This window comes from Candidatus Baltobacteraceae bacterium, from assembly GCA_035502855.1.
Taxonomy (GTDB): domain Bacteria; phylum Vulcanimicrobiota; class Vulcanimicrobiia; order Vulcanimicrobiales; family Vulcanimicrobiaceae; genus Aquilonibacter.
This window is the reverse complement of the sequence record DATJTX010000020.1, coordinates 19,529-45,957: the sequence shown is the minus strand read 5'-3', so window position 1 is coordinate 45,957 and position 26,429 is coordinate 19,529. Positions and strand designations below refer to the sequence as shown.

Annotated in this window: 25 protein-coding genes and 1 pseudogene; 14 read left to right on the top strand and 12 right to left on the bottom strand. The window is 61.2% G+C overall.

The features are described from left to right. Together VMF11_06095 and VMF11_06090 are read right to left on the bottom strand one after the other, a co-directional pair. Positions 1 to 1,881 carry a hypothetical protein gene (locus VMF11_06095; protein ID HTU69874.1) on the bottom strand — a complete coding sequence of 627 codons (1,881 nt, stop codon included), beginning with the start codon at positions 1,879 to 1,881 and terminating at the stop codon, positions 1 to 3. 425 nt (positions 1,882 to 2,306) lie between these two features. After that, positions 2,307 to 4,490, bottom strand: a complete 2,184-nt coding sequence (locus tag VMF11_06090) for a hypothetical protein (protein HTU69873.1) — start codon at positions 4,488 to 4,490, stop codon at positions 2,307 to 2,309. A gap of 204 nt (positions 4,491 to 4,694) precedes the next feature. On the opposite strand from VMF11_06090, the gene VMF11_06085 reads away from it, so the two are divergent. The 7 genes from VMF11_06085 (at position 4,695) to VMF11_06055 (ending at position 12,985) form a co-directional block, all read left to right on the top strand. Next, positions 4,695 to 5,654, top strand: coding sequence for a hypothetical protein (locus tag VMF11_06085; protein HTU69872.1), 960 nt, complete (start codon positions 4,695 to 4,697; stop codon positions 5,652 to 5,654). A 305-nt stretch (positions 5,655 to 5,959) separates the two neighbouring features. Further along, the gene (locus VMF11_06080) at positions 5,960 to 7,204 is read left to right on the top strand and encodes a hypothetical protein (GenBank protein HTU69871.1); all 1,245 of its coding nucleotides are present in this window, start codon (positions 5,960 to 5,962) and stop codon (positions 7,202 to 7,204) included. A 76-nt stretch (positions 7,205 to 7,280) separates the two neighbouring features. Then, the gene (locus tag VMF11_06075; GenBank protein HTU69870.1) at positions 7,281 to 7,745 is read left to right on the top strand and encodes a hypothetical protein; all 465 of its coding nucleotides are present in this window, start codon (positions 7,281 to 7,283) and stop codon (positions 7,743 to 7,745) included. Positions 7,746 to 7,882: 137 nt separating this feature from the next. Then, positions 7,883 to 10,570 (top strand): collagen-like protein, encoded by a 2,688-nt coding sequence (locus VMF11_06070; GenBank protein ID HTU69869.1) that lies wholly within the window; start codon positions 7,883 to 7,885, stop codon positions 10,568 to 10,570. A 90-nt stretch (positions 10,571 to 10,660) separates the two neighbouring features. Continuing rightward, positions 10,661 to 10,804, top strand: a complete 144-nt coding sequence (locus VMF11_06065; GenBank protein ID HTU69868.1) for a hypothetical protein — start codon at positions 10,661 to 10,663, stop codon at positions 10,802 to 10,804. A 68-nt stretch (positions 10,805 to 10,872) separates the two neighbouring features. Further along, entirely contained in the window at positions 10,873 to 11,997 is a 1,125-nt protein-coding gene (locus VMF11_06060; GenBank protein HTU69867.1) for a hypothetical protein, read from the top strand. An 85-nt stretch (positions 11,998 to 12,082) separates the two neighbouring features. Beyond that, positions 12,083 to 12,985 carry a TIR domain-containing protein gene (locus VMF11_06055; GenBank protein HTU69866.1) on the top strand — a complete coding sequence of 301 codons (903 nt, stop codon included), beginning with the start codon at positions 12,083 to 12,085 and terminating at the stop codon, positions 12,983 to 12,985. Between the two features lie 93 nt (positions 12,986 to 13,078). Here the strand turns inward: VMF11_06055 and VMF11_06050 are convergent. From VMF11_06050 to VMF11_06040, 3 genes and pseudogenes are all read right to left on the bottom strand, one after another. Then, a pseudogene (locus VMF11_06050) lies at positions 13,079 to 13,389 on the bottom strand (transposase). A gap of 50 nt (positions 13,390 to 13,439) precedes the next feature. Beyond that, on the bottom strand, positions 13,440 to 14,648 hold the full coding sequence (locus VMF11_06045) for an IS256 family transposase (protein ID HTU69865.1): 1,209 nt from the start codon (positions 14,646 to 14,648) through the stop codon (positions 13,440 to 13,442). A 181-nt stretch (positions 14,649 to 14,829) separates the two neighbouring features. Next, on the bottom strand, positions 14,830 to 15,219 hold the full coding sequence (locus VMF11_06040; protein HTU69864.1) for a VOC family protein: 390 nt from the start codon (positions 15,217 to 15,219) through the stop codon (positions 14,830 to 14,832). 470 nt (positions 15,220 to 15,689) lie between these two features. Between VMF11_06040 and VMF11_06035 the strand changes: the two genes are divergently transcribed. Further along, a complete protein-coding gene (locus VMF11_06035; protein HTU69863.1) occupies positions 15,690 to 16,451 on the top strand; it encodes a tail fiber protein in 762 nt (253 codons plus the stop codon). A gap of 105 nt (positions 16,452 to 16,556) precedes the next feature. Here VMF11_06035 and VMF11_06030 read toward each other — a convergent pair whose 3' ends face one another. After that, positions 16,557 to 16,898 carry a hypothetical protein gene (locus VMF11_06030; protein HTU69862.1) on the bottom strand — a complete coding sequence of 114 codons (342 nt, stop codon included), beginning with the start codon at positions 16,896 to 16,898 and terminating at the stop codon, positions 16,557 to 16,559. A 50-nt stretch (positions 16,899 to 16,948) separates the two neighbouring features. Continuing rightward, entirely contained in the window at positions 16,949 to 17,542 is a 594-nt protein-coding gene (locus VMF11_06025; protein HTU69861.1) for a TMEM175 family protein, read from the bottom strand. Positions 17,543 to 17,697: 155 nt separating this feature from the next. On the opposite strand from VMF11_06025, the gene VMF11_06020 reads away from it, so the two are divergent. The 4 genes from VMF11_06020 to VMF11_06005 all read left to right on the top strand — a co-directional run bounded on the left by VMF11_06020 (position 17,698) and on the right by VMF11_06005 (position 20,880). Continuing rightward, entirely contained in the window at positions 17,698 to 18,123 is a 426-nt protein-coding gene (locus tag VMF11_06020; protein HTU69860.1) for a nuclear transport factor 2 family protein, read from the top strand. Positions 18,124 to 18,135: 12 nt separating this feature from the next. Further along, a complete protein-coding gene (locus VMF11_06015) occupies positions 18,136 to 18,735 on the top strand; it encodes a dihydrofolate reductase family protein (GenBank protein ID HTU69859.1) in 600 nt (199 codons plus the stop codon). Between the two features lie 59 nt (positions 18,736 to 18,794). After that, entirely contained in the window at positions 18,795 to 19,760 is a 966-nt protein-coding gene (locus tag VMF11_06010; protein HTU69858.1) for a zinc-binding alcohol dehydrogenase family protein, read from the top strand. A 412-nt stretch (positions 19,761 to 20,172) separates the two neighbouring features. Then, a complete protein-coding gene (locus VMF11_06005) occupies positions 20,173 to 20,880 on the top strand; it encodes an HAD family phosphatase (protein HTU69857.1) in 708 nt (235 codons plus the stop codon). Here VMF11_06005 and VMF11_06000 read toward each other — a convergent pair. Together VMF11_06000 and VMF11_05995 are read right to left on the bottom strand one after the other, a co-directional pair. Next, positions 20,852 to 21,508, bottom strand: a complete 657-nt coding sequence (locus VMF11_06000) for a class I SAM-dependent methyltransferase (protein ID HTU69856.1) — start codon at positions 21,506 to 21,508, stop codon at positions 20,852 to 20,854. The two genes, VMF11_06005 and VMF11_06000, sit on opposite strands and share 29 nt — an antisense overlap. Positions 21,509 to 21,515: 7 nt before the next feature. After that, a complete protein-coding gene (locus tag VMF11_05995) occupies positions 21,516 to 22,478 on the bottom strand; it encodes a saccharopine dehydrogenase NADP-binding domain-containing protein (protein HTU69855.1) in 963 nt (320 codons plus the stop codon). Between the two features lie 71 nt (positions 22,479 to 22,549). On the opposite strand from VMF11_05995, the gene VMF11_05990 reads away from it, so the two are divergent. After that, positions 22,550 to 23,119, top strand: coding sequence for a TetR/AcrR family transcriptional regulator (locus tag VMF11_05990; GenBank protein ID HTU69854.1), 570 nt, complete (start codon positions 22,550 to 22,552; stop codon positions 23,117 to 23,119). A gap of 13 nt (positions 23,120 to 23,132) precedes the next feature. Here VMF11_05990 and VMF11_05985 read toward each other — a convergent pair whose 3' ends face one another. Genes VMF11_05985 through VMF11_05975 form a run of 3 tightly spaced genes read right to left on the bottom strand, consistent with a single transcriptional unit; the run spans position 23,133 to position 25,231 of the window. Continuing rightward, a complete protein-coding gene (locus VMF11_05985) occupies positions 23,133 to 23,552 on the bottom strand; it encodes a methylglyoxal synthase (GenBank protein ID HTU69853.1) in 420 nt (139 codons plus the stop codon). Between the two features lie 33 nt (positions 23,553 to 23,585). Further along, positions 23,586 to 24,602 (bottom strand): alanine racemase, encoded by a 1,017-nt coding sequence (locus VMF11_05980; GenBank protein HTU69852.1) that lies wholly within the window; start codon positions 24,600 to 24,602, stop codon positions 23,586 to 23,588. 2 nt (positions 24,603 to 24,604) lie between these two features. Further along, a complete protein-coding gene (locus VMF11_05975) occupies positions 24,605 to 25,231 on the bottom strand; it encodes a TetR/AcrR family transcriptional regulator (protein ID HTU69851.1) in 627 nt (208 codons plus the stop codon). A gap of 79 nt (positions 25,232 to 25,310) precedes the next feature. Here VMF11_05975 and VMF11_05970 point away from each other — a divergent pair, with 79 nt between their 5' ends. Then, positions 25,311 to 26,426 (top strand): acyl-CoA dehydrogenase family protein, encoded by a 1,116-nt coding sequence (locus VMF11_05970; GenBank protein ID HTU69850.1) that lies wholly within the window; start codon positions 25,311 to 25,313, stop codon positions 26,424 to 26,426. Positions 26,427 to 26,429 lie beyond the last annotated feature (3 nt).

Genomic DNA, 26,429 nt, shown 5'->3' with positions numbered 1-26,429 from the left:
TTACGGCGTGCCCGACCCTAATGCGGCTGCGACGGGTCCGGTCGCGGTCGAGCCGTTGACGCTGCCGCCGTAGTTAAAGACCGGCGTCGCATCGGCGGTACCCGGTGATCCATTCGGCGCGGCACCCGTACCGATGCCCGCGCCGCCGGCCGTGGCCGCGCAACTCGCGGCATCGCTGTTCGTCGTCACCAGCGATCCAGTGTTCACAAAAATTGCCGGCCCTGCGGCGGCACCACCGCCTCCGCCACCGACGTCGACGCTACCGCTGCCGCCTGCTCCGCCGCTGAGGGTTGCCAGCGTTCCGCCCGGCGCTGCGGCGCTAACACCAGCGCCACCACCGCCGCCGCCGCCGGCGCCGCCGGCGCCGCCTCCATTTCCGCCTAGAGCTCCGCCGCCACCGCCGCCGCCAAAGCCGCCGGGGCCGCCAGCGGTGGCTGACCCACCTGCGGTTGCCCCGTTTCCGCCACCACCGCCGCCAAAGCCGCCAACGCCTCCGTTTCCGCCCGAGGTGCCGGGAAAGCCCGCGCCGCCGCCGCCGCCACCACCGCCGCCGTACGTGCCGCCGCCTCCGTCGCCGCCATTCCCTAGAGCGCTGTAGGCTCCGCCGGTAGCTGGCGCGCCGCTGAATCCAACGCCGCCCTCGCCACCACCGCTCGCTGTGTTCGCGCCGCCGGGCGTCAACAGGCCGCCGCCTCCGCCGCCCCCAAGGGTGGAGACCGCGGTATTGTCGGTGGCGCCGTTCCCACCCATGCCGCCGCCGCCACCGCCACTCCCGCCGTCGCTTGCGTCGTACGAGCCGCCGGAACCGCCGGCCGCTGCATCGCTCAGAAAGTAGTCGTTTTTGGCGGTCACGCTCGCTGCGTCGACGAAGATTGCCGCTCCAAGGCCTGCCCCGCCGCCGCCGGCGCCGCCGCGATCGGTTGCGCCGGCGCCGCCCTGCGCCAGCGCGTGTTGCAACTGCAGGTTATTGATCGCGATCGTGCCGGTCTGCGCGTAGAAGATACGATAGGCGCCGCCGCCGTCGACTGTCACGCGACCGAACGAACCGCCGTCGATCGTGAGATTTTGCGCGATCGGCGGCAGCGGGCCGGAAAGCGTGACCGTGCACGTGGATCCGCCGCACATCGCGCTCGTGTCGAACACGATCGTATCGCCGGCGTGCGCGTTCAGCATCGTGTAACGCAGGTCGCCGGAGTTGCCGGCGCCGGTTCCGGCGGGCGTTCCGGCATTCGTATCCGTTGCCAGCGTGACGATGTCGACGCCCGTGGTCGCCACCGCGAGTACGCCGCCGGCGTTCGCAATGCCGGTCGCACTTGCGGTAATCGTGGGTGCGGCCGCCAATGCTGCCGTGTACGAAAGCGTGATGCCGCTCGTCGGTGCCGTCAGGCTCGTCGCCGAAAGTTGGGACGCACCGGTCGTGTCGGAGTCGGCCAGCGTGATCGTCAGCGGATTGCCGTTCGCATCGACGTACGGATTGGAACCGACTATCGTGTTGCCGTCGGCATCGAGCGCACTGACGGTGACGGCCGCGCTGCCGGGAAGATACGGAACGAACGTCGTCGGATTGAGTGCAACGCTGAGCGAATGCACGACGCCGCCGAATGCGACGCTGACGGAATTATTCGCGTTGGCCGAAATCGTCTGCGTGGTCGATCCCTGCGAGAGCACGTTTCCGGTGCCGTTCAACGCGTCGTAAAGCTTCACGACGAACGTATCGCTGCCGAGCGGTGCGGTGATCGAGCCGCTGCACGTCGGCGAGCAATTCGCGGTAACCGACGTCGAGCCGACGGCGATGGTCGCCGACTTGGTCTCCGACGACACGTAGAGCGGACGCGTGCGGACGTTCGAGGAGACCGCTGGAATCGTGATCGAAAACGTCACACTCGCCGTTGTTGCCGGCGCTGTAGTGGGAGCAAGCGTTGGAGCGGGCGTTGGTGTCGGTCCGGGGATATACCCCCGCGAGTTATTGCTGTTACATCCGGCAAGCAGGGCAAGGGCCGCAAGAAGCGACACCGGAACGCAAAATAACCGACCCAAAGTAGACGCTCCTCGAGACAATGCAGGACTGTAACTTCCCGCCCGCACCGCAGGCCCCTTGCTCATCCCGAGCGTCGCGCATTGTCATTCCGAGCCCTTCGACTCGCTGCGCTCACTCAGGACAGGCTCCGCGAAGCGTAGTCGAGGGACTGCCACACTGCCATGTTTCAATATATAGGACACAAAGCGATAACCGAGGTTAACACGTCGAACGCTTAGTCGCGCAAATGTCGACGCCGGCGCCATCGGCTCGATCGCCGCGTGCGAGTTTACGTTCCCGGAGCCGACCCCACGCGAAAGACGTATTTCACGATCAAACGATTGAGCATGACGTTTGCCGAAGGTGAGCCGTAGTTGATGTAGATGTCACCGTCGGTCGTTCGCGTGTGAAATCCGAAGGCGAGATTGTTCCCCGGTTCCGTCACGAAGCCGCCCAAGCCGTTGATGCCGCGCAATCCGACCGAGATATTCGTCGACGCGTTGATGTTGTATCCGACGGACACGCGGCGCAGCCACTGCGACGAGAGCACGCCGGTCGCAAGATTGCGTTCGTAGGTTCCATCGTACTCGAGGCCGAGCGTTAATTTGGAGCCGATCGGGCGCGAGGTGGTCGAGGTGTAATAGTGCACCCAATCTCCGCCGAAGCTGCCCCAGTTCGCGCTCACGTCGACCGGCGTTGGGCTCCCGTCGCGGTAACCGATGGGGAACGCCATCAGGTTGTACGGCACGTCGGTGCCCTGCAGGTAGCACGGAAAGCCCGTGAACGATGAGATTTCGGCGATCGGGTTTTGGGTCGAGAGCGCACAATTCGCGGACGTGTACGGAATGGAGTACTGGCGCAACAGGCTGACCGTCGGGCCGATGCCGTCGAACGAGAAGAGATTGCGAAACGTCGAGCTGAAATATGCTCCGGAGTCGGCCTCGTGGACCGCGCCGCTTTCATCCCGGAAGCGATCGCCCGTCACGAAGACGACCCAGCTCTTTACGCCGGGCGCGGTGCCGTTGAAGTCCATGAACCCTTGGAAACCGCGGATGTCGGAATTTTCGGTGTAGCCGTCGATCGGGTCGTAGTTCGGGCTGATGTCGACGTAGCCGAGGTTGAACTCGTAGTTGTTCTGGTGTTCGTCGATGAACCCGTTGGCGGAATGCGCGGTGCCTTGCGGCACCCACGATCCGTTCTCGATGGCGTAGTTGAATTCGTACACGAATTTGGTGTGGAGATTGCGGCCCTTGAATCCCGCTTCCACCGTATTATCGTCACCGCTGATGCTGTGGTGCGCCAGCACACCGTCCACGTAATACTGCAGCGCTTCATTTTGCGTCGCGTGCTTCCATCCGAACGCCTGATCGTCGAACGTCTCGCCCGTTTCCGCGTTGTAGCCGTGAAAGGTGAGCACGCCGAAGCTCTGCTGGCCGTAGACGCCCTCGATCTTCGCTCCGCTATCGAACGGGCCGACGCTCGGCGAATAGAACACTTCGTTCGGATAGCCGATGTAGTTCGTATATCCGTTGGGGTTAGGATCGATGTACTGCGCGCCTTGGGCGAAGAACGGGCGGTACTCGACGAGCTGGCGTTCGAATTCTTGCGGCGCGATCGTCTGCTGATCGATCTCGACGTTCGAGAAATCGGGATTCAGCGTCCCCACCAGATTGATCGTCGAGGTAACCGGAAGGCTGAGGTCGGCGCCGTAGTAGCGCGTCGGCTGCGGAAAGAACGTCCCGTTTGCCTGCTCGTAGTCGGAACGATCCTCACCGCTGCTCGAGAGCGCGTAGACTTCGAGCCGCGGCTGCGGGCGCGCGAAGTCGCTTCTTGCAAGCGCGATGGCGACGCTCGGCCAAAACCGCAGATCGTAGAACGAGGGCCAGTTCCCGGCTGAAGCGTCCGCCATGAGGCCATCGAAGGCCCAGGTGTAGTGCTCGGCCGTCGCGGCAACGCCGCGGAAAAAACCGATGCGCCACACCTTCGTGCCGCTGTGGATTCGCATCGATGAAAGCGGAATGATCATGACGGCGCGCCACTCGCCGCCTTGCACCGTCGCGGCGGCTTGCCAATCGGGGCGGTAGCGAACGTTTTCGGTCGCCTGCTGGTAGCGCACGCCGCGCGGCGTCGTCTCGAAGAGATACGCCTGCGAACCCGCTCCGCTGGTGTCGATGCCGACGGCGACGAAATCGTCGGTGCCGAAGCCGACGTCGTCGGTGGTTTGCGTCGCGACGATCGGCGCTTTTTGCGGCGCGACGAACGCGACGTAGAGATTCTTGTCGTCGTACAAAAAGTAGGCGGTGGTGGGGTCCGGGGCGTTGCCCCGCGTGGTCACGTCCTTCCAGAGGGTGCCGCCGGGGACTTTGCCGAGTTGCCAGGCCGGGTCCGCGAGGGTCGGATCCAACGCCAACGGATGCGGTGCTCTCACGGCCGTAAACGAAAATGCCGGCGTGACGGCGGCCGCCGCACGCACGGAAAAACCCGCGAGTGTGAGGAGTGCTGTACAGAGTGCAATGAGGAGCGCCCGCATCGTATGTCGAGCATGGCCCCTAAGGAATGGATGCGTCCTCAAATGTGAGTCAAAGATTTCTCTGAGCCCCGCACCTTGTCATCCCGAGCGACGCGAAGCGCGCAGGCGACAAGAACGTCGCAATCGACGGCGAACTAGGCCCACCAGGTGTATAGTCTCGTTCTTGCTGCCGTCATAGCCGCGCCCGCGGTTTCCGCGGCGATGCCCGCGCCGGCCTTTACGCCGCCGCCCGGTTGGACGAGCGTCGCGCAAACAAACCCCAACATTCTGACCGAATTGACGCGTCACGAGCCCGACGGAACCGACTCCACGATCATCATAGAAGTGCTGAAGTGTGTCTGCAGCCCCGAGAACATGGCGGCGATTCTGCAGGCTGGATTGAAGCAAGACACAGGCGTCACGATCGCGCGCTCCAGCGGGACCTCGTGCGGTCAGCCGGCGTCGGAAGTCGAAGTCACGGGATTTGCCCAAACTGCCCCTGGGCGCAAAAACTTCCTCGTTACGATCTTGCGTTCTAACGACCTGCTTTACACCCAAATCTACACCTTCACGTCCGCGACACCGAAACCGGACGCCATCGCGACCGCTCAGGGCCTTTGCCCAAATCTGTTGGCATCAGGTGTATCGGCACGGCGATTCGCAGTTGTCGTTGGAAAGGCGATTCACCCGATCACGCAACCCGCATTCGATCGGTGGGCCAACGAAGCCGCCGCAGCATTCGCCCGAGAGTTCTTGGTCACAGCCGTGCCGATGCCGGCGGGCTTCACATCCGCAGATCCCGCCCTGTGCAGTTCGCTCGGCGTCGTCGGGTTTCTCGTACCGTCACGTCTTTGGCATATGTCGTCAACGACCGTCACGATGACGGTGCGGCTTACGATCTTCGACTGCGACGGCGATCGATTCTTCGACGACTCAGCCACACAACAGGAAGCACGTAATCAATCCCAAATCCCGCAAGCTCAGGCAGACTCGCTTGCATGGGGCGCAACGGTTATGTTGCTGAACAAATTTTCCAAATTCGAGGCTGGCCACCAAGTGATGTGGGCGCGGCTACTTGCGAATGGATCGCTCCAAGACGCTAGCCCCTCACCGTCCCCCTCACCCTAGCGCACGAGGAAAGAAGCCTCGAAGGGCGGCGCATCTCCGCTGTTTTGAACCCTTTGGCCCATTTACATCTGCGGGGGATTTCGAAAGAATCGAGCCATCCGTTACACGTAGACTTCCTAGCGGGAGGGCACAAGTCTATGCGCAGTGCACGATCCCCATTTCGCCCGATCCCCGTAGCAGCCTTGACAGTTATTTTGACGCTGGCTGCGCCGCTAGCGTCAGCTCAGTCGGCCAAGAGTGCTCCAAAGGCAACGCCGACGCCGGCTGCCCTCATGGGCCCTTGTTCCACGGCTGACATCTTAGCGATGCTGGACAACAAGCTAGGCGCCCAGATGCCGCGCGACGTGCTGCTCAATGTCGTCATGAATCGCATCCATGCCTGCCGGGCATTAATCGATGCCGCGATTGGGAACCTACCAGCGCCCCCGCCGACATTGATCTCCAAAAGCGCGCCTTTTGCATCAGCAAATGCTCTCCCATCCCCTCAGCCGCTGCCAACGGACCCCTGCACCTTGGAAAAATCGCGCAACGGAGGAACGTTAGAGACGGCCCTTCGGCAGGATTACGAAATCCTCGGATTTTGCGTGCAGTGGGCCGGCATTCAAGGTTTCACCTCGCCTTCGCCCGTTTCCACACCAACGGTACCGCCTCTGCTCTTCGGTCCCACACCTGTACCACCACCGCGAACTCAAGACCACGTTTGGCGAAAAGCAGTGTACGTGCTCGCACTTGCGGCGGATGCACCTACCTCCGCGCAAATCGTCTTCCAAACAACGGAACGGCTGAACGAATACTTATTGGGAACCGACCAGGTCGCTGACCGAGATCAAGGCAAGCTAAGCAGCACACAACAGGACCCCTTCAGCCAATTTTCGGTGAGGTATCAACTTGTGCCCGCACCGACTTGGACGTTGGCGCAATTTCAGCAACAGTGCTTCAACGACCCATCGACGGCCGGGGCCGTCGTCGCGTTGCAGCCAAGCGTCGCAAGCGCGTCGTGGAACTGGATTTTTCAGGGGTCGTACACCAAGGTCGAATGGTCCATGATGACGATTGACTGCGTACCCACGTCAACGAGCTACCTGAACAATTCCGCCTTAATAAAATGGGCATCGAGCCGCCCAAAGTCGAGCCAGGGAACTCGCGTCAGCCTCTCCTTGTCAACAGCTCTAGCAGTTGTCGCGGGGTTTTTGGCATGGCACCCGTCGCGAAGCACGACCTACGACTATGCGTCTCCGATCCCGTCACCACTGCCCCTCGCAACGTTTCCCGCATCATACACCACGACCACCTACCCGAACGGTTGGGTCGCGTTGGCCGCCGCGGGCTCGGCGGCACTCACGCCACTCTCATCGTCCTATTTGGGCGAAGGTCCTGGCGTTGACAAGCAAACGGCTCAAGCAATCGCGAACAACTTGCGTTCGATCATCACCGACATGCTGGCACCGTGCATGGAGGCGCAACCAAATCAGCTGTACCTTCGCTACCCACAGTGTCGTTGGTTCTCTCCCGCGCATTTATACACGCCCCCGCAAAAGGAGGGCGACTGACATGGTTAGACTCTTACGAGCTACTATTGCGTTAGGACTTATCATAGTAGCCGGCGTCGTCACTAGCCCGTATCGCGTGAGCGCAGCGGCTCTACCATCTGACCCCAGCGATCTGATTGTCTTGGCTTCGCAGTGGTGGGGTGAGTCGTACGCTCAGTTTCCGGCGGTGGCTCACCTTCAGCCGGGGGATTATTTTGCCGGGGACGATCCCGGTGCAAAAATTCTCGCAAGCCATGCTGGTTTCAAGGTGATCCTCCCAATACAAAACCGAACCGGCAATAAGTGGTCGGGACCGCTGGTTCCATTCGCTTTCGAGTTCTCGCCGAAGAATGGTCTCGTTGAAATTATCGGCTTCTTTGGTTCGGGCATCACTGAGGAAGAATTCGTAACATCGCTTAGGAATGTCTATGGGCCACCAGATTGGTTTAGTGAGGCTTTCAACCTCCGCTTCGTAAGTTACGCGTGGATGTTCGATAAGTCGACTCTCGGCGTCAATTTCGAGAATTTCTATATAACTCCGAAAGGGACGATTGCGTTCTGACTATCGCGATGATGGAGAACACCGCCATCGCGGACGAGCTGCGCGCGCACTATGCACGTGTGGCGCCGCTGCTTGACGCGGCGTTCGGCGGCGGCCATTGCCCACTCTCCGGCTAGCGGGTATTTATAGGAGCTTGAATGGGCCTTAAGCGTTCCGATTTCATCCTATCGACCGGGGCCGCCTGCGCCACGACGGCGATGTGGCCCATTCGTTCGAGCGCGATCGCTCTCGCGGATCAATTCAGTCGATACAGCGACAACTCGAAACTAGTACTCGAGGCGATTGACATCACGCTATCACCCGACCTCGTTGTTCCTTCGCTCGATCTCTATGTTTATGCTGACGCGATCACCGTAACTGGAAACCTCGCACTTCCAAGCCGAAAAATTGTCCTGTTCGCACGGCGCATAACTTTCGAGCACAACGCCGTCGTTGACGTGTCCGGCTCAGACGCCCTTCAGCAAACACCGGCACGCGCGTCCGATGGTATTACTCCCGGATCGAATGGCGCAGGCGGAACTCTGATTCTGCCCCCTCCAAACCACGCCGGCAGTATCACACTCTATTGCGACATCTTCGCAGCGCCGCCGACGTCTCGTCTCGTCGCAAACGGCGGACGAGGCGCTCCCGGACAACCCGGCGGCTACGGCGCAAAGGGCGCTCATGGCGCAAACGGCGCCAACGGCTGCTTTGGAAATCCAAGTGCCGGTCCGGGTGCTACCGGCGGTAATGGCGGCCACGGAGAAGATGGCGGCCCCGGCGGAAATGGCGGAAACGTTCTTGTCATCGCGGCGTCGTCGATGTCAGCGGTAGAGGTCGCCGTTTCGGGCGGTAGCGGTGGTGCTGCGGGAGCGGGTGGAAGCCCCGGCGCCGGAGGTGACGGCGGCGCCGGCGGCCCGCTTGGAAGCTTTCATCGCATAAACCAAGGCCCGGGGTCTTTGGGACAACCCGTTTGCGGCAACGTTACCGGTAATGCACCGAATGCGCCTCCTGGCAATGCCGGAACGCCTGGCCCAAACGGGCAGGACGGACCGTCTGGCGCGACCGGCTCCACGCGACTTGAGCGATTGGCGATCGAAACCTTTGGAAGTCACGCAAGCTACTCGCAGCTCCTTATCGAGCTGAAACAGGCCCGGCTGTACTACTACAACGGCGACACTGCCACCGCCGCGGCGATGCTCAAGTGGGTTAGTGCTTTGGCTGCTCATAATTCCGCGAACGCCACTGGGGATGCATCAGCGGGCAGCTGGTCGGCGGTGCAAGCGCAGACGAAGGCGCTTCTTGCCAATCTGGATCTCGGTCTGGACGTTTACGGATATTCACCAACGTTTATTCCGACAAACGATCTGCAGTCGTTGGAAACGTTGATGCAGCAACTCATTACGGCATCGTTTCAGCTTGAGGCAAGTTACAACAGCTTCTACGCCGAGAATCAGAGCGCAAACGTCAAGGCAGGAGCCCTCGCCTCGACAGTGAGCTCGCTCCAGGCCCAGATCCAAGTTCTCTCACAGAACCTTACGGCAACCGTAACACAGTCGAACAGCATCCAAGACTCGATTCGTCAATTGACCGCGTCGCTTGACGCGCAGAAGACCGCTCTTACCACCGCTGACCAGAACTTCAGACTTGCCGCAACACGCCTGGCCCCCGGCTGCAACTTTCTCACGCTCCTCGAAACTCTGGAAGCTATGCTCGTAACTGGCGCTGGCGTCCCCGGCGCTGCAGCTGACCTTCTTGGTGTGGCGGACGCCGCGAGCACCGAGCTTTCAAGTATTCCCGGGACGATCAAGACCCTCACTGCGGTGACAAAAGACGTCTCAACCATTGCATCGGCCGTCAAGTCATTGTCCTCAAAGTTCGCAAACGACGACGCGAAACTTACAATTAGTGAGCAAGATTTTGATGCCGTTCTTCAGCCTTATCTTGGTCTCCAAGAGGCTATCGCATACAGAGATCTCATGCAGGAATATATCGCCACTGTGAAGTCTCGCAATCAGGCCTTGCTCGACTTTACCGGCTGCCAGCTGCAGATTACGACTGTTACCGGGCAGATAAAACAAAAGCAGGCGCAAGTGTCGCAAGCGCAGCAGGACGTAGCGCTTAACGCAGACCCGACGCTGCCCCGCGCCCAGGCGATCGTCTCGACCGCGCTCGATGATTCAAAACTTCTATGCCTTCAAACGCTTTACGCGAGAGAGCGCGTTGCCGATTACCTCAACGCATCCAAAATAGCGCTTGGCGTCGACACATCAACAGTCTCGCTGATTTCCCTGGCCGATTCGAACGTCTCGCAGCAGCTTCAATCGATAGAGCAATCGCACGAAACCAACGACAACGTTCCCTTTGGCGCGCGGCCGGGTTCCGGAGTGGCGGCGTTCACGGTCGCGGTCCCTACATCGCGCGAATCGTTGCAGCGTTTCCGAAATACAGGTATGATTTCGTTCGAGGTAACGGCGGACCAATTTCGCGGCTGGTCATTCGTGCGCCTAAGCGGAGCTCGCCCGGTGGTAGCTGGGATAATTTCGCACGATGAGGTAGTCTCCATTGACATCATACACCACGGGCGATCATACGTAATTGACGAAACGGGAAAGAGCTATCTCTACTCGCATAACCCGCGATTCACAACCGCGAAGTTTCTCGCAGCCACCGGGGAATCGCTCGACGAGTACTGGGAAAACCTCGAGGTCAACGGAAGTCCGTTTTTAAGCCCTCTTGCGGCGTGGTCGATCGTCGTTTCGAACAGCGAAAACCCGGCAGTTGACCTATTGGGCGTCTCTGCTGTTTCGATCGAATTCGTAGGCGTTCACGGGAGCCAGGAGTAAGACAAAATGTCTTTGGAAGAACGACCAAAGGACTTCTCGCCCGTCTCGATGATTAAAGCGCCAGGGTGATAACGAAACCGCAGCCGGCCATTGCCGATGCCCTGCACGCGCGGCCTCGACGGCTTGCCGATCGCGCTGCCGATCCCGTGGGAGCTGCTCGAATCGATGCCGACCGCGAGCATCACCGTCGCCGACTTCCCCGCCCACTTCGCCCAACACGGCGACACGCTCTGATGAATGAACGCCACCGCAAACGTGTCACCCTGAGCTTGTCGAAGGGTAAACCGCAACGCTTCCAAGCCGTGGCAGCAAAATGCACGACGCTCTCCGCCGCAATGCACGTACTAGCCGACGGCATCACCCGCAGCGCCGACGAAATTCTCGCCGAGGCGCAGAAACAGCATCTCCTCGCCGCCGACTACAAGGCGAAGTACGTCTACACGGCGCTGATCGAATACATCGCGCGCGCCAACGGCAACGGCCGCAAGCCCTACATCGTGCGAGACGAGAATCGGAACTTCCGGATCAACGAGCCGCCCGACGACTGGCCGAATCTCAATCCGCCGTCGCCACGTCCGCCCGATCCGCAAGCGCGGGCGCTCGTCGATCGCCTGACGGTAACCGCGACCGGACGCGATCCCGCCGCGTTCGAAGTCGCCGTCTGCGACGCGTTCGCGCACATGGGCTTCCTCACCAAGCACGTCGGCGGCAACAAAGCGCCGGACGGCTACGGCGATGGCCCGCTCGCCTATCGCGTAATGTTCGAGTGTAAGACGGGCAAAGGGAACGTCACCCAGCCCGACGCCTTCGAAGCCGCGAAATATAAGGATGCGTTCCATGCGCAGTACTGCACGCTGATCGGCCCCGCATTCCCCGACGAAATCGAACTTACGCAAGAATTGAAAATGCACGGCGTTAGCGCGTGGACGCTCGACGATCTCACGACCGCGCTGCTCGCTGGCGCGAACGCGTACGAACTGCGGCCGTGCTTCGAACCGGGCTACGCCGCCGACGGCTTAATGGACTTGCTCTGGAATCGCGACCACGGCTTGGGCAAGCGCGTGCGCGTCGTGGCGGCGCTGATCGAACAAGCCGGCTGGGATTTGCAGACGACCGCCGCGCGCACCGGCACGCCCGCCGACGCACCGCTGCTCACCATCGACACCGCAATGGCGCTCGTCGATCAGGCACTAGCACACCTGGGGTCAACGCAAGGCTGCACCCGTGAAGAGGTCGAGCTTGCCATAGGATATGTCAAATCCCGCTCCCTTCGAAGCAGTGCCATATACTGCTGGCTCCACCGTGATAGTGGACCCAAGGACCAGAATTTGAACCGAACGAACCAAACAAGAGCCAGAGGCGTGGCTCAAGCACCCGCCCCTAATGCGCTGACCCAGCCGCTTCGGTGCAGGCGCTTCGAAAGGTAGATGACAAGCGCGAATGCCAGCAGCCTCGATTTCCAACCTGCGAAGCGCAACTATTAGGCGAATCGCAAAGATCCTTACGCCGCAAATGACGGGGAACGACATCAACGCAATCATTGACGATTTCCCCATAGAGGTCGCTCCTGGCAGTAAGACGGACCGAATTGACGATTTCCTTAAAGCCTACCGTACTGATGTCTCGACATTCTTGGACGCGCTCTCTGCGATAGCGCATCCAAATAATTTTAGCGTCTTCGCTCAGGACAGTATTGATTCCGAGGTCAAGACTGCAATGGCGGCGGACGGCCTTCCAATCGAGTGGACCCCAAACGGCTATAGGCTGACGATTCCTCTGGAAGTGCCGTCGTCCAACGCATACGATCTTGACGATCCCAAGAGTCCGGTTCGCAACTCTGAATATGAGGAAGAACAATCAGTGGATTATTTTGCGTTGGATACCGAAGTGCCAGACACGAAGAGCGTTGATCGCAGCAAGGTATTCGTCATTTATGGGCGGGATCGCAGGTATCGGGAATTCTTCGCATTCCTCCGCGCAATTGGACTCCATCCACTGGAATGGAACACAATCGTGCAAGATATGGGCGAAAGTTCGCCGTACACTCTCGACGTAGTAAAGCACGGGTTGTCCATAGCCCAGGCCTTTGTGGCTTTTGTAACGCCGGACGAGCACGCCACATTGCTGCCGTCTCTTACCGCTGGGAACGATTCTATGGGCGACAAAGAACGAGATCAGCCGCGGCCGAATGTTCTCATTGAGCTGGGTATGGCACTCGCCCTCGCACAGCGGAGGACGCTCGTTATTTTTGTTGGAACCGCTGCACTCGGCTCCGATGTTGCTGGCATAAACGGCATAATTTTCGATGGGGAGGCAGCCTCGCGTCATTCTGTTGCGGAACGCCTCCGCGCAGTCGGCTGCGCTGTTAATACTTCGGGCCTTGACTGGTTAGACGCTGGATCATTCAAGAGCTAAGAGAGTTGCGTTCCCACGATCGGGCGCGACGTTCCCCACGAGGATCGTGTCCCAGCGCGTGGTGTATGAACCGCGGCTCGGCGAGGTGGGCTGTCAGCCGGTGATCACCGCTGAAAGCCTAGCGGCCTGATTGTCGCTGAGCGCCGTGAGTCCTTCGAGCTGCATGTAGCGGCGCTGCAGTTGCCATTCGTCGTTTTGTTCGAGCATCAACGCTCCGACGAGCCGTACGATCGCAGCCTCGTTGGGAAAGATGCCGACAACGTCAGTTCTGCGCTTGATCTCGGCGTTGAAGCGTTCCAGCGGATTCGTTGAAGCGATCTGTGTGCGATGCGCTTTTGGGAATCCATGAACGCCAGGACGTCGTGTTCTGCGTCATCCATCATCGTCGAGAGTTTCGGGAACTTCTAGTCAAGTCCCAAATCTGCTGTAAATTCGGTTCAGCTTAGCATAGCGGTTACGCCGCTCTCGTTTTCTCCTTGGTCGGCAGATTTCGCTCGGCGACCCACTCATGGTAGTCGCCCATGTCGAGGTAGACGCGTTCTTGCCACGTCTCACTCATCTCGGCGAGCAGTGCGCCGATCAAACGAATTGCCGACGCCTCGTTCGGAAAGACGCGAATCACGCGTTCGCGCCGACGGACTTCTTGATTGAGCCGCTCCATCATGTTTGTCGTTCGTAGCCGGCGACGATACTTCTCGGGCAACGCCATCACCGCCATGGCGTCGTCAAAGCCGTTTTCCAAACAGGCCACCGCCTTGGCCGCCGTCTTCGCAAAGCGTTTCGCAAGTTCGTCGCGGTGCCGGCGCGCGTCAACGATGTCGGTCGACGAGAAAATCAGTTTCATCGCCGCCGCAAATGTGGTGCGCTCCCGGTTCGGGCAATGCCCGAGCGCGTTGCGCATCAGATGTACCTGGCAGCGTTGCCAACTCGCGCCGATGAAATTCTTGTTCACGGCTTCGACCAGCCCGGCGTGATCGTCGGAAACCACGAAATCGACGCCATGTAAGCCGCGTTTCTTGAGTGACCCGAAAAGCTCGTTCCAGGTCGCAAAGCTCTCGACGTCGCCGATCGCTAAGCCCAAGATATCGCGGAAACCGTCGGCACGGACGCCCCCGGCGATCAAGATCGCCTTGCTGGAAACGCGATCGTCGCAGCGGGCTTTGGTGAAAAGCGCGTCGACGATCACGAACGGATACGCGTCATCAAGCCGCCGAGAGATAAACGCGTTGACGCGGGCGTCCAAGCCCGTCGCAAGCCGGCTGACTGTTGATTTCGAAAACGACGTGCCGCACAGCGCTTCGGTGATCTCGCTGACCTTGCGCGTTGAAACGCCGTTGACCACCATTTCCATGAGACCGAGAACAAAAGCTTGTTCACTGCGCCGATACCGCGCGAAAATCTCGCTTGAAAAGCCCCCATCGCGCGTTTGCGGAACGCGTAGCGCAATCGGGCCGACGCGCGTGTACAGCTGGCGCTCGCGGTATCCGTTGCGATAGCCGGACCGGTCGTCATTGCGCTCGTAGCGATCGGCAGAGAGATGCTCGCGGATCTGCGTCTCGAGGACCTGCTGCAGCGCGCTCTCGACCAGCTGCGCCAGGGCGTTGGGGCGCTCGAGGAGGTCTGGCATCAGCGATTCGGATAGGGTAACATCGTAATCGGCCACCGTTTCGTCCCTTCGGTTGAGAAGTTGTTCACAAAATGAATCTTCCGAACCGAAACGGTGGCCCCCCGCCACCGGGCTTTTACAGCATTTTAAGGGACGTCATCCCCAGCGCTGCTTGATCATCGAGATCCGAATAGTGGATTCGTCCATAAAGCTCACCTCGATATGGCGTTCTGCGCGGTTAGCGTTCGCCGGCGGCGTTCTGAACCGAGAGCTCCCAGCGGTACCCGTCCGGATCGTGAAACCACAGGCCCATATGCGGCGAGCCCGGCGATGTTGGGCCGATCTCGTCGCCCGGATCTTCGAGGTCTACGCGGTTTTTCTTCAACGTTTCGAGCGCTTCGCGCAGCGCGCGCATGTTCTCGAGGTGAAGCGATATGTGGTCGATCGTGTCCGGGTGTGGTGTGCCTTTGAAGAACCCGATGATGATCGCGTCGTTCGTTACCGCGATGGCCTCATCGGACCGGAACATTTCCCGCAGATCGAAGTTCTTGGTCCAAAACTGCGCGCTTTTCTCCGGGTCTCTGACGGCAAGGCTGAAATGCCAGACCGTGCCGAGTTTTACTTTCACGTCCGCACCTCCGTAGGGCCGCCGTCATTCCAGCATTGACACGGTAATTCACGCCGGCTCGCGGCGCTAACGCCTGGCAGGCAACGGAGTTATCTCTACGCTACGGAGGAAACCAGACCCCGCCTTCCAAGGGTTGTCTATGCTGGTCTCTAGGAAAGCATTCCTGGGAGCAACAACTGCCTGCGCTCTCACTGCCTGCCACAGCAGTTTTGGACAGACAGCTGCTCCCGGCATACTCACGGTGCTGCCGATTTCGCCGTTTCCCGCGGAAACGCGACTGTGGAGCGGCGGAGCGCCAATCCCTTCGAATTGGATGCTTTGTCAGGGACAAACGCTGTCGATCGCGCAATACAGCGCAGTTTTCCAAGCACTTGGTTCGGCGTTCGCAACCGGCGACGGCGTGACGTTCCGGCTCCCAACATTCCATAGCCCACGAGTCATTGCCGTCCAGGGCAAGGCTTGGGTATAGAATGGAGCCGCAAATCGGGCAGATAGTGCTCTGCGCGTTCCCGTCCCAACTTTTCGACTTTCTCGTGTGTGACGGATCGGAACAGTCATCCGGCACTTACGAGGGCCTTTCCACGATCTTAAACACGTATACGGATAACTATCTTGCGTTTCTTCTGCCGAACCTCACGCTGCCGTCGCCGTTATCGGAATCGAGCGGAAGTTGGCAAATCTGCGCGATCGGCGCATACCCCCCGTACAATGCCAACTCGGCGCTCGTCGGAGAACTCGACCTTTTCGCGACCGGACCAGCTACGTATGGCGGAACCAATTACTACCCATGCAACGGCTCGATTCTTGATACACCGCCCAACCCAGGGCTCTACGCCGTGATCGGCGATCAATTCGGCGGCAACAACAACGCATTTTCGCTTCCAACGCTGGCTGCGCCGCAGGGCACAAATCTTCCAACCGGTCTGGCTTACGGGATTTGCGCGAGCGGATTGTGGCCGCCCGGGCCTGCGCTCGCGTCGACCATCGGGACGCTGCAATTGTTGCCTACACTTGCTAGCGGCTCGGGCACGACGTGGCCGGCATCGTACGTGCCGTGCAACGGACAAGCGCTCGCCATCGCCGATTACTTGGCGCTGTATTCGGTCATCGGCACAACCTTCGGCGGCGGTTCCGGCACGTTCAATGTCCCGTCAGTCGCTGCACCCGCGCACATGTTCTGGGCGATCGTGGCGAATGGCGTGATGCCGAGCTTTCAAAACGAGCCGACCTGACACTCATCCGCGAGAAATGCACATGTATTGGAATTTCGCCGGCGACCGCAAAGACATGATCGACGGCGCGAGCGTGGGCTGGACTCAGCAGCTGGGAAGCTGAGGTTAGTTGATTGCTCGCGGCCCGACGCTGAACGAACCAGACGAGCAAATCTCCAGGATCTGTGCGGCGCTCAGCCGGCGAAAACTCGCGTTGCAATATTCAAACGGTTCGCCGGCCTGGGTCATGTCGTAACGCGCCTGCGCTCCGGGATTGAGTCGCGGCCGTTGTTGAATCGTCTTCTTCTTGAAGTTCACGCGGTAAGCCAGATCCGCTCCGAAGAGAAAAATCTCTCCGCGGTTGTTCGCATACCCGCCGTAGATGGGCTCAGGAGGCACGGGAACGACGCCGTTCGAGACCTTTTTGTTCAAATTGAGTGCGCCGATCGGCGCAGTAGCTAACATCATGCAAGGCTTGCAACCCAACGAAGGCGCAAAGGGTTGCACTTGCACGCGCCCTAGGTACTCAGGTTGTCGATGGCGCTGAACGACAAGAAGTAGATGATCATCACCCAGTAAATCAGGTACGACACGATCGGCAAGAAGAACGCGGAGATGAGGCCGACCACGCGGATATAGAGCGAGAATCGGATACGGCGATAGGTCGCGCGCGCCTGTTCGGGCGGCACGTCCGCGTTGTACGCGCCGCTTTCGATGAGGTGGCGCGCCATGAAGAAACCGAGGAGCGCGCCGGTCAATAGTACGATGGAATACAAAACCGCGGCCGCCGGAAGCGTCGGATACGTTCCCGCCACGTTCGTTGCATACGGGATGAAGGCAGCCACAACCAGGAACGCCGTGTTCAACATGATCGTCTTGTGGTCGAGGATGCGCACGTCGTGGAACATCGCGCTGTGCAGCCGCCAGTAGTTCACGATGATGAAAAAGCTCAAGAGAAAGGCCAGCAGCTTGGGCCACTGGGATGCCAGCGCGTGCACGAGCGCCCCATTGTTCGCGCCGCCGAGCACCGGGACGGCGAAATTCAAAACGAGCAGCGTCGCCGAAATGGCGAAGATTCCGTCCGCAAACTGCTCGAGCCGGGTGGGCGTCATGGAGGTCTCTACGGGAAGCCATCGCGGTAATCCCTCAGCGGTCGCTCGCCCCGGGACAATACAAAAGCGGGAACGTATTCGAGGCTGCAAAAAACCTCATCAATACCGGAACATCAGGGATCGGCCGATCGACTCCGGTAGCAGGAGCGGGTGAGATGAGTGTTGCTGAAAACAAGGACGTCATAAGGCGCATTTATGCGGCGATGGAACAGGGTGACACGAGCGTGTTTGGCGCCCACGTTCATCCCGATTACGTTTGGCGTATCGCCGGTCAATGCAGTTGGTCGGGCACGTTCGAGGGGCGAGAAGCAATCCTTCGCGACCTCATCCGGCCACTCTTCGCCCGTTTTGCAACGACCTACAAGGCAAAACTCAAGAACGTGATTGGCGAGGATGATTTTGTTGTCGCTGAAGTCGACGGCGACGTCGTTACCAAGGACGGGGGCCGCTATAACAACAACTACTGCTTCGTATTCAGGTTTCGCGGCAACAAAATTGCCGAGGTTGTCGAATACGCTGACACCGATCTCGAAGAGCGTGTTCTTGGCCGGTATGATGACGCGTTAGTGAACCCCAACTGATACTTCCTTCATATGTCGAAACTGATTTACATCGTCAATACATCGCTCGACGGGTACATCGAGGACGCGTCGGGTTCTTTCGATTGGGTCAACCCCGATCAAGTCCACGCGTTCATCACCGAGTTGCTGCGGCCGATGGGAACCTATCTCTACGGACGACGGCTCTACGAAACGATGGCCTACTGGGATGCGCCGGCGATCGAGGACTATCCACCCGAACATCGCGACTTCGCGCGGGTCTGGCAGAAGGCCGAGAAGGTCGTCTTTTCGCGGACGCTGACAACCGCCGCGACCCGCAACACGCGTATCGAGCGGGACTTCGACCCCGAGGCCATTCGGAAGCTCAAGCGCGAATCGGAGCACGACATCAACATCGGCGGCGCGGAGCTTGCGGGGCTTGCGCTCGAAGCCGATCTCGTCGACGAATGTCACCTGTTTCTCAACCCGGTGATCGTGGGCGGTGGAAAGCCGGCATTCCGGCCGGGCTTACGCCGGAGCCTCGAACTCCTCGAGACGCGCCATTTCGACACCGGGGTCATCCACGTGCACCATCGCATGCGAAGCGCTATTCCGGTCGCCGAGGCAAGGGCTGAGGCGTCGGACGGAGTGTAAGCGCGCACTGCGGATCAGCAAATCGCGCTTCGGCGCGACAGTTCAACAAGGAGAATTCCGTGAAGGCCGCCGTCGTGAAAGCCCCGGGCGCGATTCCCGAATACGCTGAGTTCACCGATCCCGGCACCGAAGAAGGCTATGAACTGGTCGATCTCGTCGCGGCCGGCCTTCATCCTATCGTGCGCTCGCTGGCGGCGGGGCGTCACTACGGCAGTACCGGTTCTTGGCCGCTCATCCCCGGCATCGACGCTGTCGCGCGCACCGTTGCCGGCGATCTAGTCTACACGGGTTTTGTTCGTCCGCCGTATGGGACGTTTGCGCAGCGAATGGCCGTGCCAAAAAGGATGCGCGCCGCTCTGCCCCCGGGAGCGGATCCGGTGCAGGTCGCCGGAGGGCTGAATCCCGGGCTTTCGTCATGGCTGCCGCTGAACGCGCGCGTAACGGAGCTTGGTGCGATAGGCGCTGTGCTTATTCTCGGGGTGACCGGCATGGCCGGATCGCTCGCGGTTCAACATGCTCGATTGCTCGGAGCATCCGCGGTCATAGGAGTTGGGCGAAATCCGTCCGCGCTTCGACGCGCCGCGGAGTTTGGTGCAAAGACCGTCGCGCTTACGGGCGACCGTGAAGGCGATACCGAGGCGCTCGTCCGTGCGCTCGATGGTGCCGAGCCCAGCATCGTGCTCGACTATCTCTGGGCGAGCGCAGCGGAAACCGCATTCGCGGCTTTGGCAAGGCGCGGACTCGACGAGGACACGGCAAACATCGCGTACGTTCAAATCGGTGCGATGGCCGGTCCCGACGCCGTCGTTCCCGCCGCACTCTTACGAAGCCGCCGCATTCGTATTTCCGGAAGCGGCGCCGGCTCGGCCTCGATCGCCGATATCATGGCCCAACTCCCGCGCTACCTGCAGCTCATCGCCGACGGAAAAATCGTGGTCCCTACACAAACCTTCGCGCTCTCATCGATCAGCGAAGCATGGAGCGCGCCGGCCGAGAGCGCGCGCCGAATCGTCATCGTTCCTTAGATCGGGCCCGCGTGATAAAATCGGTTCGTGCAGGGGATAAATCCGGAAGCCAAACCGTCAGGAACCGGTTGCGTCGAGTGTCTCGCCGACGGCGGATGGTGGCTTCACCTCCGCCGGTGCGCGGAATGTGGCCACATCGGGTGCTGCGATAGCTCACCGAAAAAACATGCAACCGCCCACTTTCACGCGACGCGCCATCCGATCATCGCGAGCTTCGAGCCGGGCGAGGCGTGGTTCTACAGCTATGTATCGCAGGAAACCGTGCCGGGCGCTCACTTGGCGCCGCCAAGATGGCACCCGAACGATCAACCGGTTCCGGGTCCGGCCGGCCACGTACCGCCGGATTGGGAATCGCGCGTCAGCTAAATAGCCCACGCAACGCCGGGCATCAACTCATCGTGTCGAAAAGCGGATACAATGGAGAACCGGATCTTCCCGAGAATGGCGCAACGGCTGTGGAGGTAACATTTACACCGTAATCTTTGATCTCGACGGAACGTTGATCGAGAGCGAGCAGATTTGGCGCGACGCGCGGCACGCTTTCGCGATCGATCACGGCGGTCGCTGGGTTGACGGCGCGCAAGAACGGATGATCGGCATGCGCACCAACGAATGGGCGCGCTACATGCACGATGACCTTGGTGTGTCGCTTGCCCCGGACGCCATTGCCAAACAAGTCGTCGACGCGGTCGTGCAGGTTCTGGCGAAGCACGTACCGGCGTTACCGGGGGCCGACGACGCACTTGCGCGGTTGGCCTCGGCGTTTCCGCTCGGGCTCGCGACGGCCGCCTCTCGCCCGGTCGCCGAAGCGGCGCTCGCAAGAACCGGGTGGAGCAAATACTTTAAAGCGGTGGTTTCAGCCGACGACGTCGCGCGCGGCAAACCGGCACCCGACGTGTATCTCCGCGCGCTTACGCTGATGGCAGCGGATCCGCGCCAAACCGCGGCGATCGAGGATTCGGCAAACGGCATTCGCTCGGCACACGCGGCGCAACTCGCGGTGATCGCCATACCGAATCGCGAATTTCCCCCCGATCGCGAAGCGCTCTCTCTCGCATCGCGCGTGCTCGACACCCTCAGCGAGCTCGACGTTACGACGGTCGACAGCGTGCTCGTTTGATCGTAGCGAGCCAAGCCGGTGCGCCGCGGTCGTCGTGGAAGCGCGTCTGAATGCGTTCCGGCACGATGGCGGCGATGTTCCATCCCGCGCCGGCGCTGAACGCTGCTCGCAGTTCTTCCAGACGTACGGGGTGCGGTCCGGTGCCGGGAGCCTCGTCGCTGAAGCACAGCACATAGAGCGTTCCATCATGCTCGGTCACGGATGCTAAACTCGCCACGTATGCCGGCCGCTCGTCGCCGTTGAAGGTGTGGAACAAGCCGCAGTCCAGCACCGAGGTAAACCTGCGTCCCAAGCGCTCCAACCGGAACGCGTCAGCCGCAGCAAACTCCGCCGCGATCCCACGTTCCTCGGCCTTGGCTCGCGCCATCGCGAGTGCAGTTTCCGCGACGTCAACGCCGAGAACCGGCAAGCCGAGCGCGGCGATGTGAAGCGCGTTCTCGCCGGTTCCGCAGCCCGCGTCGAGCACCGCGCCGGCGAATCCGCCTTCGGATGCCACCCGCACGATTGCCGGTTGCGGCCGGCCGATGTCCCACGGTGCGGGGCCGTCCTGGTACGAGGCGTCCCACGGCTGTCCCGATAGCCTCTCGTGGCTGGTCGGCTGCCGGCCGCCAAACGGATCGTTCCTCATGTCCGAATTATAAAACGATTTCTCCTGTGCGCACGAGGCTTTGCAGAAACGCATCGGCGTCGACGACCTGACCGAGTGCGAACGCCCCCGCACCCCGCTGTGGATTTCGGCAAACGCGTTCCACTGCTTCGACGACGATCGGCGCGGTGATTGCGTAAATGTCGCGGCCCATCACCGTGATATGGCGCTCTTCCTCACCGCGGCGAACGATCGCATCCATGACGAAGTGCTGATTCGAGCGCCCGCGCTCGTCGGCCGCAACCGGTTCCGGCGTCGCGGGATCACGCAGATCGCGAAGCGGAGCTTGATTCAGGTAGTTTCGCATTTCGCGAACTCGCACGTGCCGAGCGATCAGGATCGTCTCGCTGAACGGCAGCTCGATGACGTCTTGCGTGCCAAATGGTTCGGGAAAATTCCACGACGCCGCTGCGGGAGGCCGAATCGGTTCGAGTTTTCCACCGGAAAGCACGAGCCGCGTTGCCGTGTTTCGTGCACCCGTCATGCGCGTTCCGCGTGTCGGCCGCCAGTGGTCGAGCGCGATCGCGATCTCGATCCGGTCGGCGTGTGTCCATCCGTTCATCGCAGCGGTCGCCGCGAGGTCGCCCAGGCCGCCAAAAAACCCCGCGGCGGGGACGACGAAGATCCCCCGCTCGCGTGCCGGCGCATCGAACAGCGCGAAGGTCGAGAGCGCGCTCTCCTGTTCGGCGGTAAGGTCGAAGTAATGCACGCGGCTGCGCAGCGCGGCTTCGATCAGCGGTGCAGCGGTGTCGAGAAAGGGACCCGCGCAATGGATTACGGCATCGGTACCGGCGAGCGCGCGGTCGAGCGATTCCCCCTCGTCGAGACGCGCGACCCTGGCCGCGTTGGATTCGTGCCTGCCGATCGCGAGCGGCGCGTGGCCCCGGCGCCGGAGCTCTTCCACCACGAAGCGCCCGGTGTGGCCCGAGGCGCCATAGACTGCGATGTTCATACCGTTCCTCACGCTACAGACCTGTTTGTTTTGCACTTGCATTAAAACAGACAGGTCTGTATCATGTCAATATGGCAAACCGAACCAAGGACGTGAGGGAGCACATCCTCCAAACCGCGTCGGACCTCTTCTACCGTCAGGGCGCGCACGCGGTGGGTGTCGATCTGGTGGTCGAGCGGGCCGGCGTTGCCAAGACCAGCCTCTACCGTTATTTCGAAACCAAGGATGATCTCATCGCGGCGTTTCTCGAGCGCGAAGACGAACAGTTCTGGCAGCAATGGGACCGCGTCGCCGCGCGCCATCGCACCGATGCGCAGGCCGAACTCGACGCGCACATGCGCTGGATCGGCGAGCGGCTCGGCCGGAAGAATTATCGCGGCTGTCCCCAGTTGAACATGGCGGCGGAGTTTCCGGAGGAAGAACACCCGGCGCGACGCGTCGCCGTTTCGCACAAGCGCGAGCTTCGCAGCCGGCTCAAAGGCATTGCCGATCGGTTAGGCGCGCGCTCTTCGGACGAGCTCGCCGCGCAATTGCTGTTGCTGGTAAACGGCGCCTTCGTCAGCTCGCAGGTGATTGCCGGCGACGAAGCCGTGCCCGTCCTGCTTGCGGCCTCCCGTGCGCTGATCTCCGCGGCGCGGTGAGAAGGCAAATTCGTCAGGCGGTGGAACGCCGCGCGCTCACTCTTCGCAGATGTGCCTCGTCCGCGAAGAGCGGCGACGAAATGAGAAAATCCGCCGTCGCCCGGTTGCAGGCAATCGGAACGTTATAGAGCACGGCCAGCCGAAGCAGCGCTTTGACGTCGACGTCGTGCGGCTGCGTTGTCAGCGGATCCCAGAAGAACACGATGAGGTCTAGGCGCTGTTCGACCAGCATCGCACCGACTTGCGCATCCCCGCCCAACGGCCCCGATAGCAAGAGGTGAACGTTCAGCCCGGTTCGTTCGGCGATGAGCTTCCCGGTGGTCCCGGTGGCAACGAGCGAACATGAGGCGAGCGGTTCCCGGTTGAACTCGACCCATTCGGCCAAATCTTCTTTTCGCGCATCGTGCGCAATCAACGCCACGCGGGTACTCATGAGGGTACCCTACGGCCCAGGCCTCATCGGCGACTACGACCAAAGACGGGGCGTGAAATCCGGGCGGCCGGCGAACGTGGCCCCCAATCCGGTCACGATTTGATGCGGCAACACGCCCGCCGCAGCGGCGAGTTCGTCGAGATCGTCATCCTCATCGAGAAGAGCAAACTCTTCCCCGGGCGCCGTTCCGAGTACGGTCGCATGCTGCATTCCTACGGAGAGGATTTTGCGGTACGGTTTGGTGACGCGCGGAAAGCCGTCGCTGTATCCGCAGCGCACGACGGTGAGCGCGGTGCCCGCCGCAAGCGGTTCGTCGCCATATCCCGATCGCAGCTCGCCGCGTGAGGTCAGGCGATCCACAACGCGGGCACGCACGTGAATCGCGCACCGAAGCCGAGATCCGTTCGCGGATTGTCCTGCGCCGAACAGACCGGCACCGATGCGAACGCTGCTATTCCGGATCGAGCCCCGCGCTGCCGGAAACGTGCTGGCGACGTCTTCGCCGGCGATGTGCACGCCCTTCGCGCGAAACCGCGCGGCGAATCGGTCGAATCGTTCGCGGTCATCGCGTTCCGTTATGGGATTGCTCAGATGCGTCCAGAGTTCGACGCGCATTCCGGACGCCGCGAGCACGCTTGCGTATGCGTCGGCGTCCTCGATCTCGATTGCCGACCATCCGGCCGCAAGTCGTAAGCCGACACGAACGATCAGTTCCGGCGCATCCGGCCGGTTCGCGAGAGCGGCCAAAGAATCGGTGCGGGCGAGGTTGCCGATGCCGTGCAGATCGGCCACGCGGCACGCGTGCTCCGGCCCGCGGTCCTGCAGCGTCGCGGTCGGAGCGTCGCTGCGCATACGCACCCGTTCGAGTTCATCCGCGTCGGAGACGACGAATCCGTCCGCGCTGCCGTGCAATTCGCGCACGATGCGTTCCAATCCGAAACGGTAACCATCGGCCTTGACGACGGCCCGGACGGCGGTTCCCGTACGATGTTTCCACGTTCGCACGTTCTCGCGCAGGGCGGAACCGCTCAATTCGATCGCCGGCACCATCCTCAGTCGGGTTCTTCCAGCCGAAGCGTGCGCATCCACAGAAGCGTGAGCGTCTGCGCCATCTTTTCCACGCTCGGCTTGGTTTTGGCGAGCACCCATTCGGCCAGGATCGCAATCGCCGAACTTGCCAAACCCACCGAGATCAGCCGGCTATCGAGGCGGTTCAGGACGCCGGTCGGTTCGAGCCATTCGGTCGCGCGCGTGAGCTGTTGTACGGAACGCTCGCGCGTGGCGCGGCGGTGCTGCTCGAATTCGGGACTGATGCCCAAGCATTCGAGGGCGTAGATGCGCGCGCGCCGCGGATCCTCGGTAAAGAATTGATAGTAGGCCCGGTTCGACGAGAGGACGCGCTCGAAGGCCGGCTTTTCGGTGGCGCGAAGTGCTTCGCGCACGATCTCGTACGCGCGATCCGCCAAATCGTCGAAGATCGCGCGCAGCAGTTCCTCGCGCGAAGCGAACTCTTCGTAAAAGTGACGAGCGGTCACGCCGGACGCCGCGCAAAGCATCGGAATCGTGGTTTTCGCGAACCCCGCCGTGCCGAAAAGTTCGAATCCGGCAACGAAAAGGCGCTCGCGGCGCTCGGCGCGCCGCTGCGCGTTCGAACGTCCTCCGTAGACCCGGTTCGGCATGCATCCCTCGTTGTCGCAGGTAAAAGCCGACATTCGACAAAACCGCTTGTCACATCTTTCTGCGAGGACCCAGCCGGCCATGAATCTCTCCTTCGATCCGCAGGAACGAGCGTTCCGCAGTGAAGTGCGGGACTTCATCGCTACGCATTTGCCCGCCGACATCCGGCGCAAGGTGCAGGCGGGCGAGTTTCTCGAGAAGGACGACTACTATCGCTGGCACCGCATCCTCTTCGAGCGCGGCTGGGCCGCGCCGGCGTGGCCCAAAGCCGAAGGCGGTACCGGCTGGGATGCGATTCGCCGCCACATTTTTTCAGAGGAAATCGCCTACGGCTGGGCACCGCGGATGCTTCCCTTCGGGCTCTCGATGGTCGCGCCGGTGATCATGGAATTCGGAAACGACGCACAGCGCGCGCGCTTTCTGCCGCCGATACTTTCCGGCGACGAGTTCTGGTGCCAGGGATATTCGGAACCGGGCTCCGGCTCGGATCTCGCCTCGCTCTCGACCAAAGCGCAGCGCGACGGCGAGCGCTACGTCATCGAAGGAACGAAGACGTGGATCACGGCGGCGCAGTGGGCGGATTGGATCTTCGTGCTCGCGCGCACCGATCCGAGCGCGAAGAAGCAGGAGGGCATCTCGTTCATCCTCGTCGACATGCGCAGCCCGGGCGTGACCGTGCGCCCGATCACCACGATCGACGGTGGTCAGGAAATCAACGAAGTGCATTTCGATCGCGTCGAGGTTCCGGTCGAGAATCGCGTCGGCAACGAAGGCGAGGGCTGGACCTACGCCAAGTTTTTGCTCGAACACGAACGCACCGGGACCGCGGCGATCGCGGTCTGCCGGCAAATGCTCGAATCGCTCAGTGAGTTGCGCGAGCGCGAGGGCGTGGAAGACCGGCGCTTCGACGAGCGCATCGCCGAGGTCGACATCGAGCTCACCGCGCTTGCATTTACCGAACTGCGCGTCCTGGCGGCCGAGTCGGCCGGCACGCGGCCCGGCCCGGAATCTTCGATCCTCAAACTCAAAGGAACCGAGATTCAGCAAGCGGTCACCGAACTCGCGCTCGATCTCGGCGGCCCCTACGCCGATCCGGCGCTCGCGCGCCGCTACTACAACGTGCGCAAAGCCTCGATCTACGCCGGCTCCAACGAGATCCAAAAGAACATCATCGCCAAACGGATTCTGAAGGTGTAGAAT

What these genes read in the sequence shown, in the direction of transcription:
- VMF11_06080 (HTU69871.1), top strand. Translation starts at nt 5,960, where the DNA reads ATGCTGGACAACAAGCTAGGCGCCCAGATGCCGCGCGACGTGCTGCTC.
- VMF11_06070 (HTU69869.1), top strand. Translation starts at nt 7,883, where the DNA reads ATGGGCCTTAAGCGTTCCGATTTCATCCTATCGACCGGGGCCGCCTGC.
- VMF11_06055 (HTU69866.1), top strand. Translation starts at nt 12,083, where the DNA reads ATGACGGGGAACGACATCAACGCAATCATTGACGATTTCCCCATAGAG.
- VMF11_06035 (HTU69863.1), top strand. Translation starts at nt 15,690, where the DNA reads ATGGAGCCGCAAATCGGGCAGATAGTGCTCTGCGCGTTCCCGTCCCAA.
- VMF11_06030 (HTU69862.1), bottom strand. Translation starts at nt 16,898, where the DNA reads ATGATGTTAGCTACTGCGCCGATCGGCGCACTCAATTTGAACAAAAAG.
- VMF11_06025 (HTU69861.1), bottom strand. Translation starts at nt 17,542, where the DNA reads ATGACGCCCACCCGGCTCGAGCAGTTTGCGGACGGAATCTTCGCCATT.
- VMF11_06020 (HTU69860.1), top strand. Translation starts at nt 17,698, where the DNA reads ATGAGTGTTGCTGAAAACAAGGACGTCATAAGGCGCATTTATGCGGCG.
- VMF11_06015 (HTU69859.1), top strand. Translation starts at nt 18,136, where the DNA reads ATGTCGAAACTGATTTACATCGTCAATACATCGCTCGACGGGTACATC.
- VMF11_06000 (HTU69856.1), bottom strand. Translation starts at nt 21,508, where the DNA reads ATGAGGAACGATCCGTTTGGCGGCCGGCAGCCGACCAGCCACGAGAGG.
- VMF11_05995 (HTU69855.1), bottom strand. Translation starts at nt 22,478, where the DNA reads ATGAACATCGCAGTCTATGGCGCCTCGGGCCACACCGGGCGCTTCGTG.
- VMF11_05990 (HTU69854.1), top strand. Translation starts at nt 22,550, where the DNA reads ATGGCAAACCGAACCAAGGACGTGAGGGAGCACATCCTCCAAACCGCG.
- VMF11_05985 (HTU69853.1), bottom strand. Translation starts at nt 23,552, where the DNA reads ATGAGTACCCGCGTGGCGTTGATTGCGCACGATGCGCGAAAAGAAGAT.
- VMF11_05980 (HTU69852.1), bottom strand. Translation starts at nt 24,602, where the DNA reads ATGGTGCCGGCGATCGAATTGAGCGGTTCCGCCCTGCGCGAGAACGTG.
- VMF11_05975 (HTU69851.1), bottom strand. Translation starts at nt 25,231, where the DNA reads ATGCCGAACCGGGTCTACGGAGGACGTTCGAACGCGCAGCGGCGCGCC.
- VMF11_05970 (HTU69850.1), top strand. Translation starts at nt 25,311, where the DNA reads ATGAATCTCTCCTTCGATCCGCAGGAACGAGCGTTCCGCAGTGAAGTG.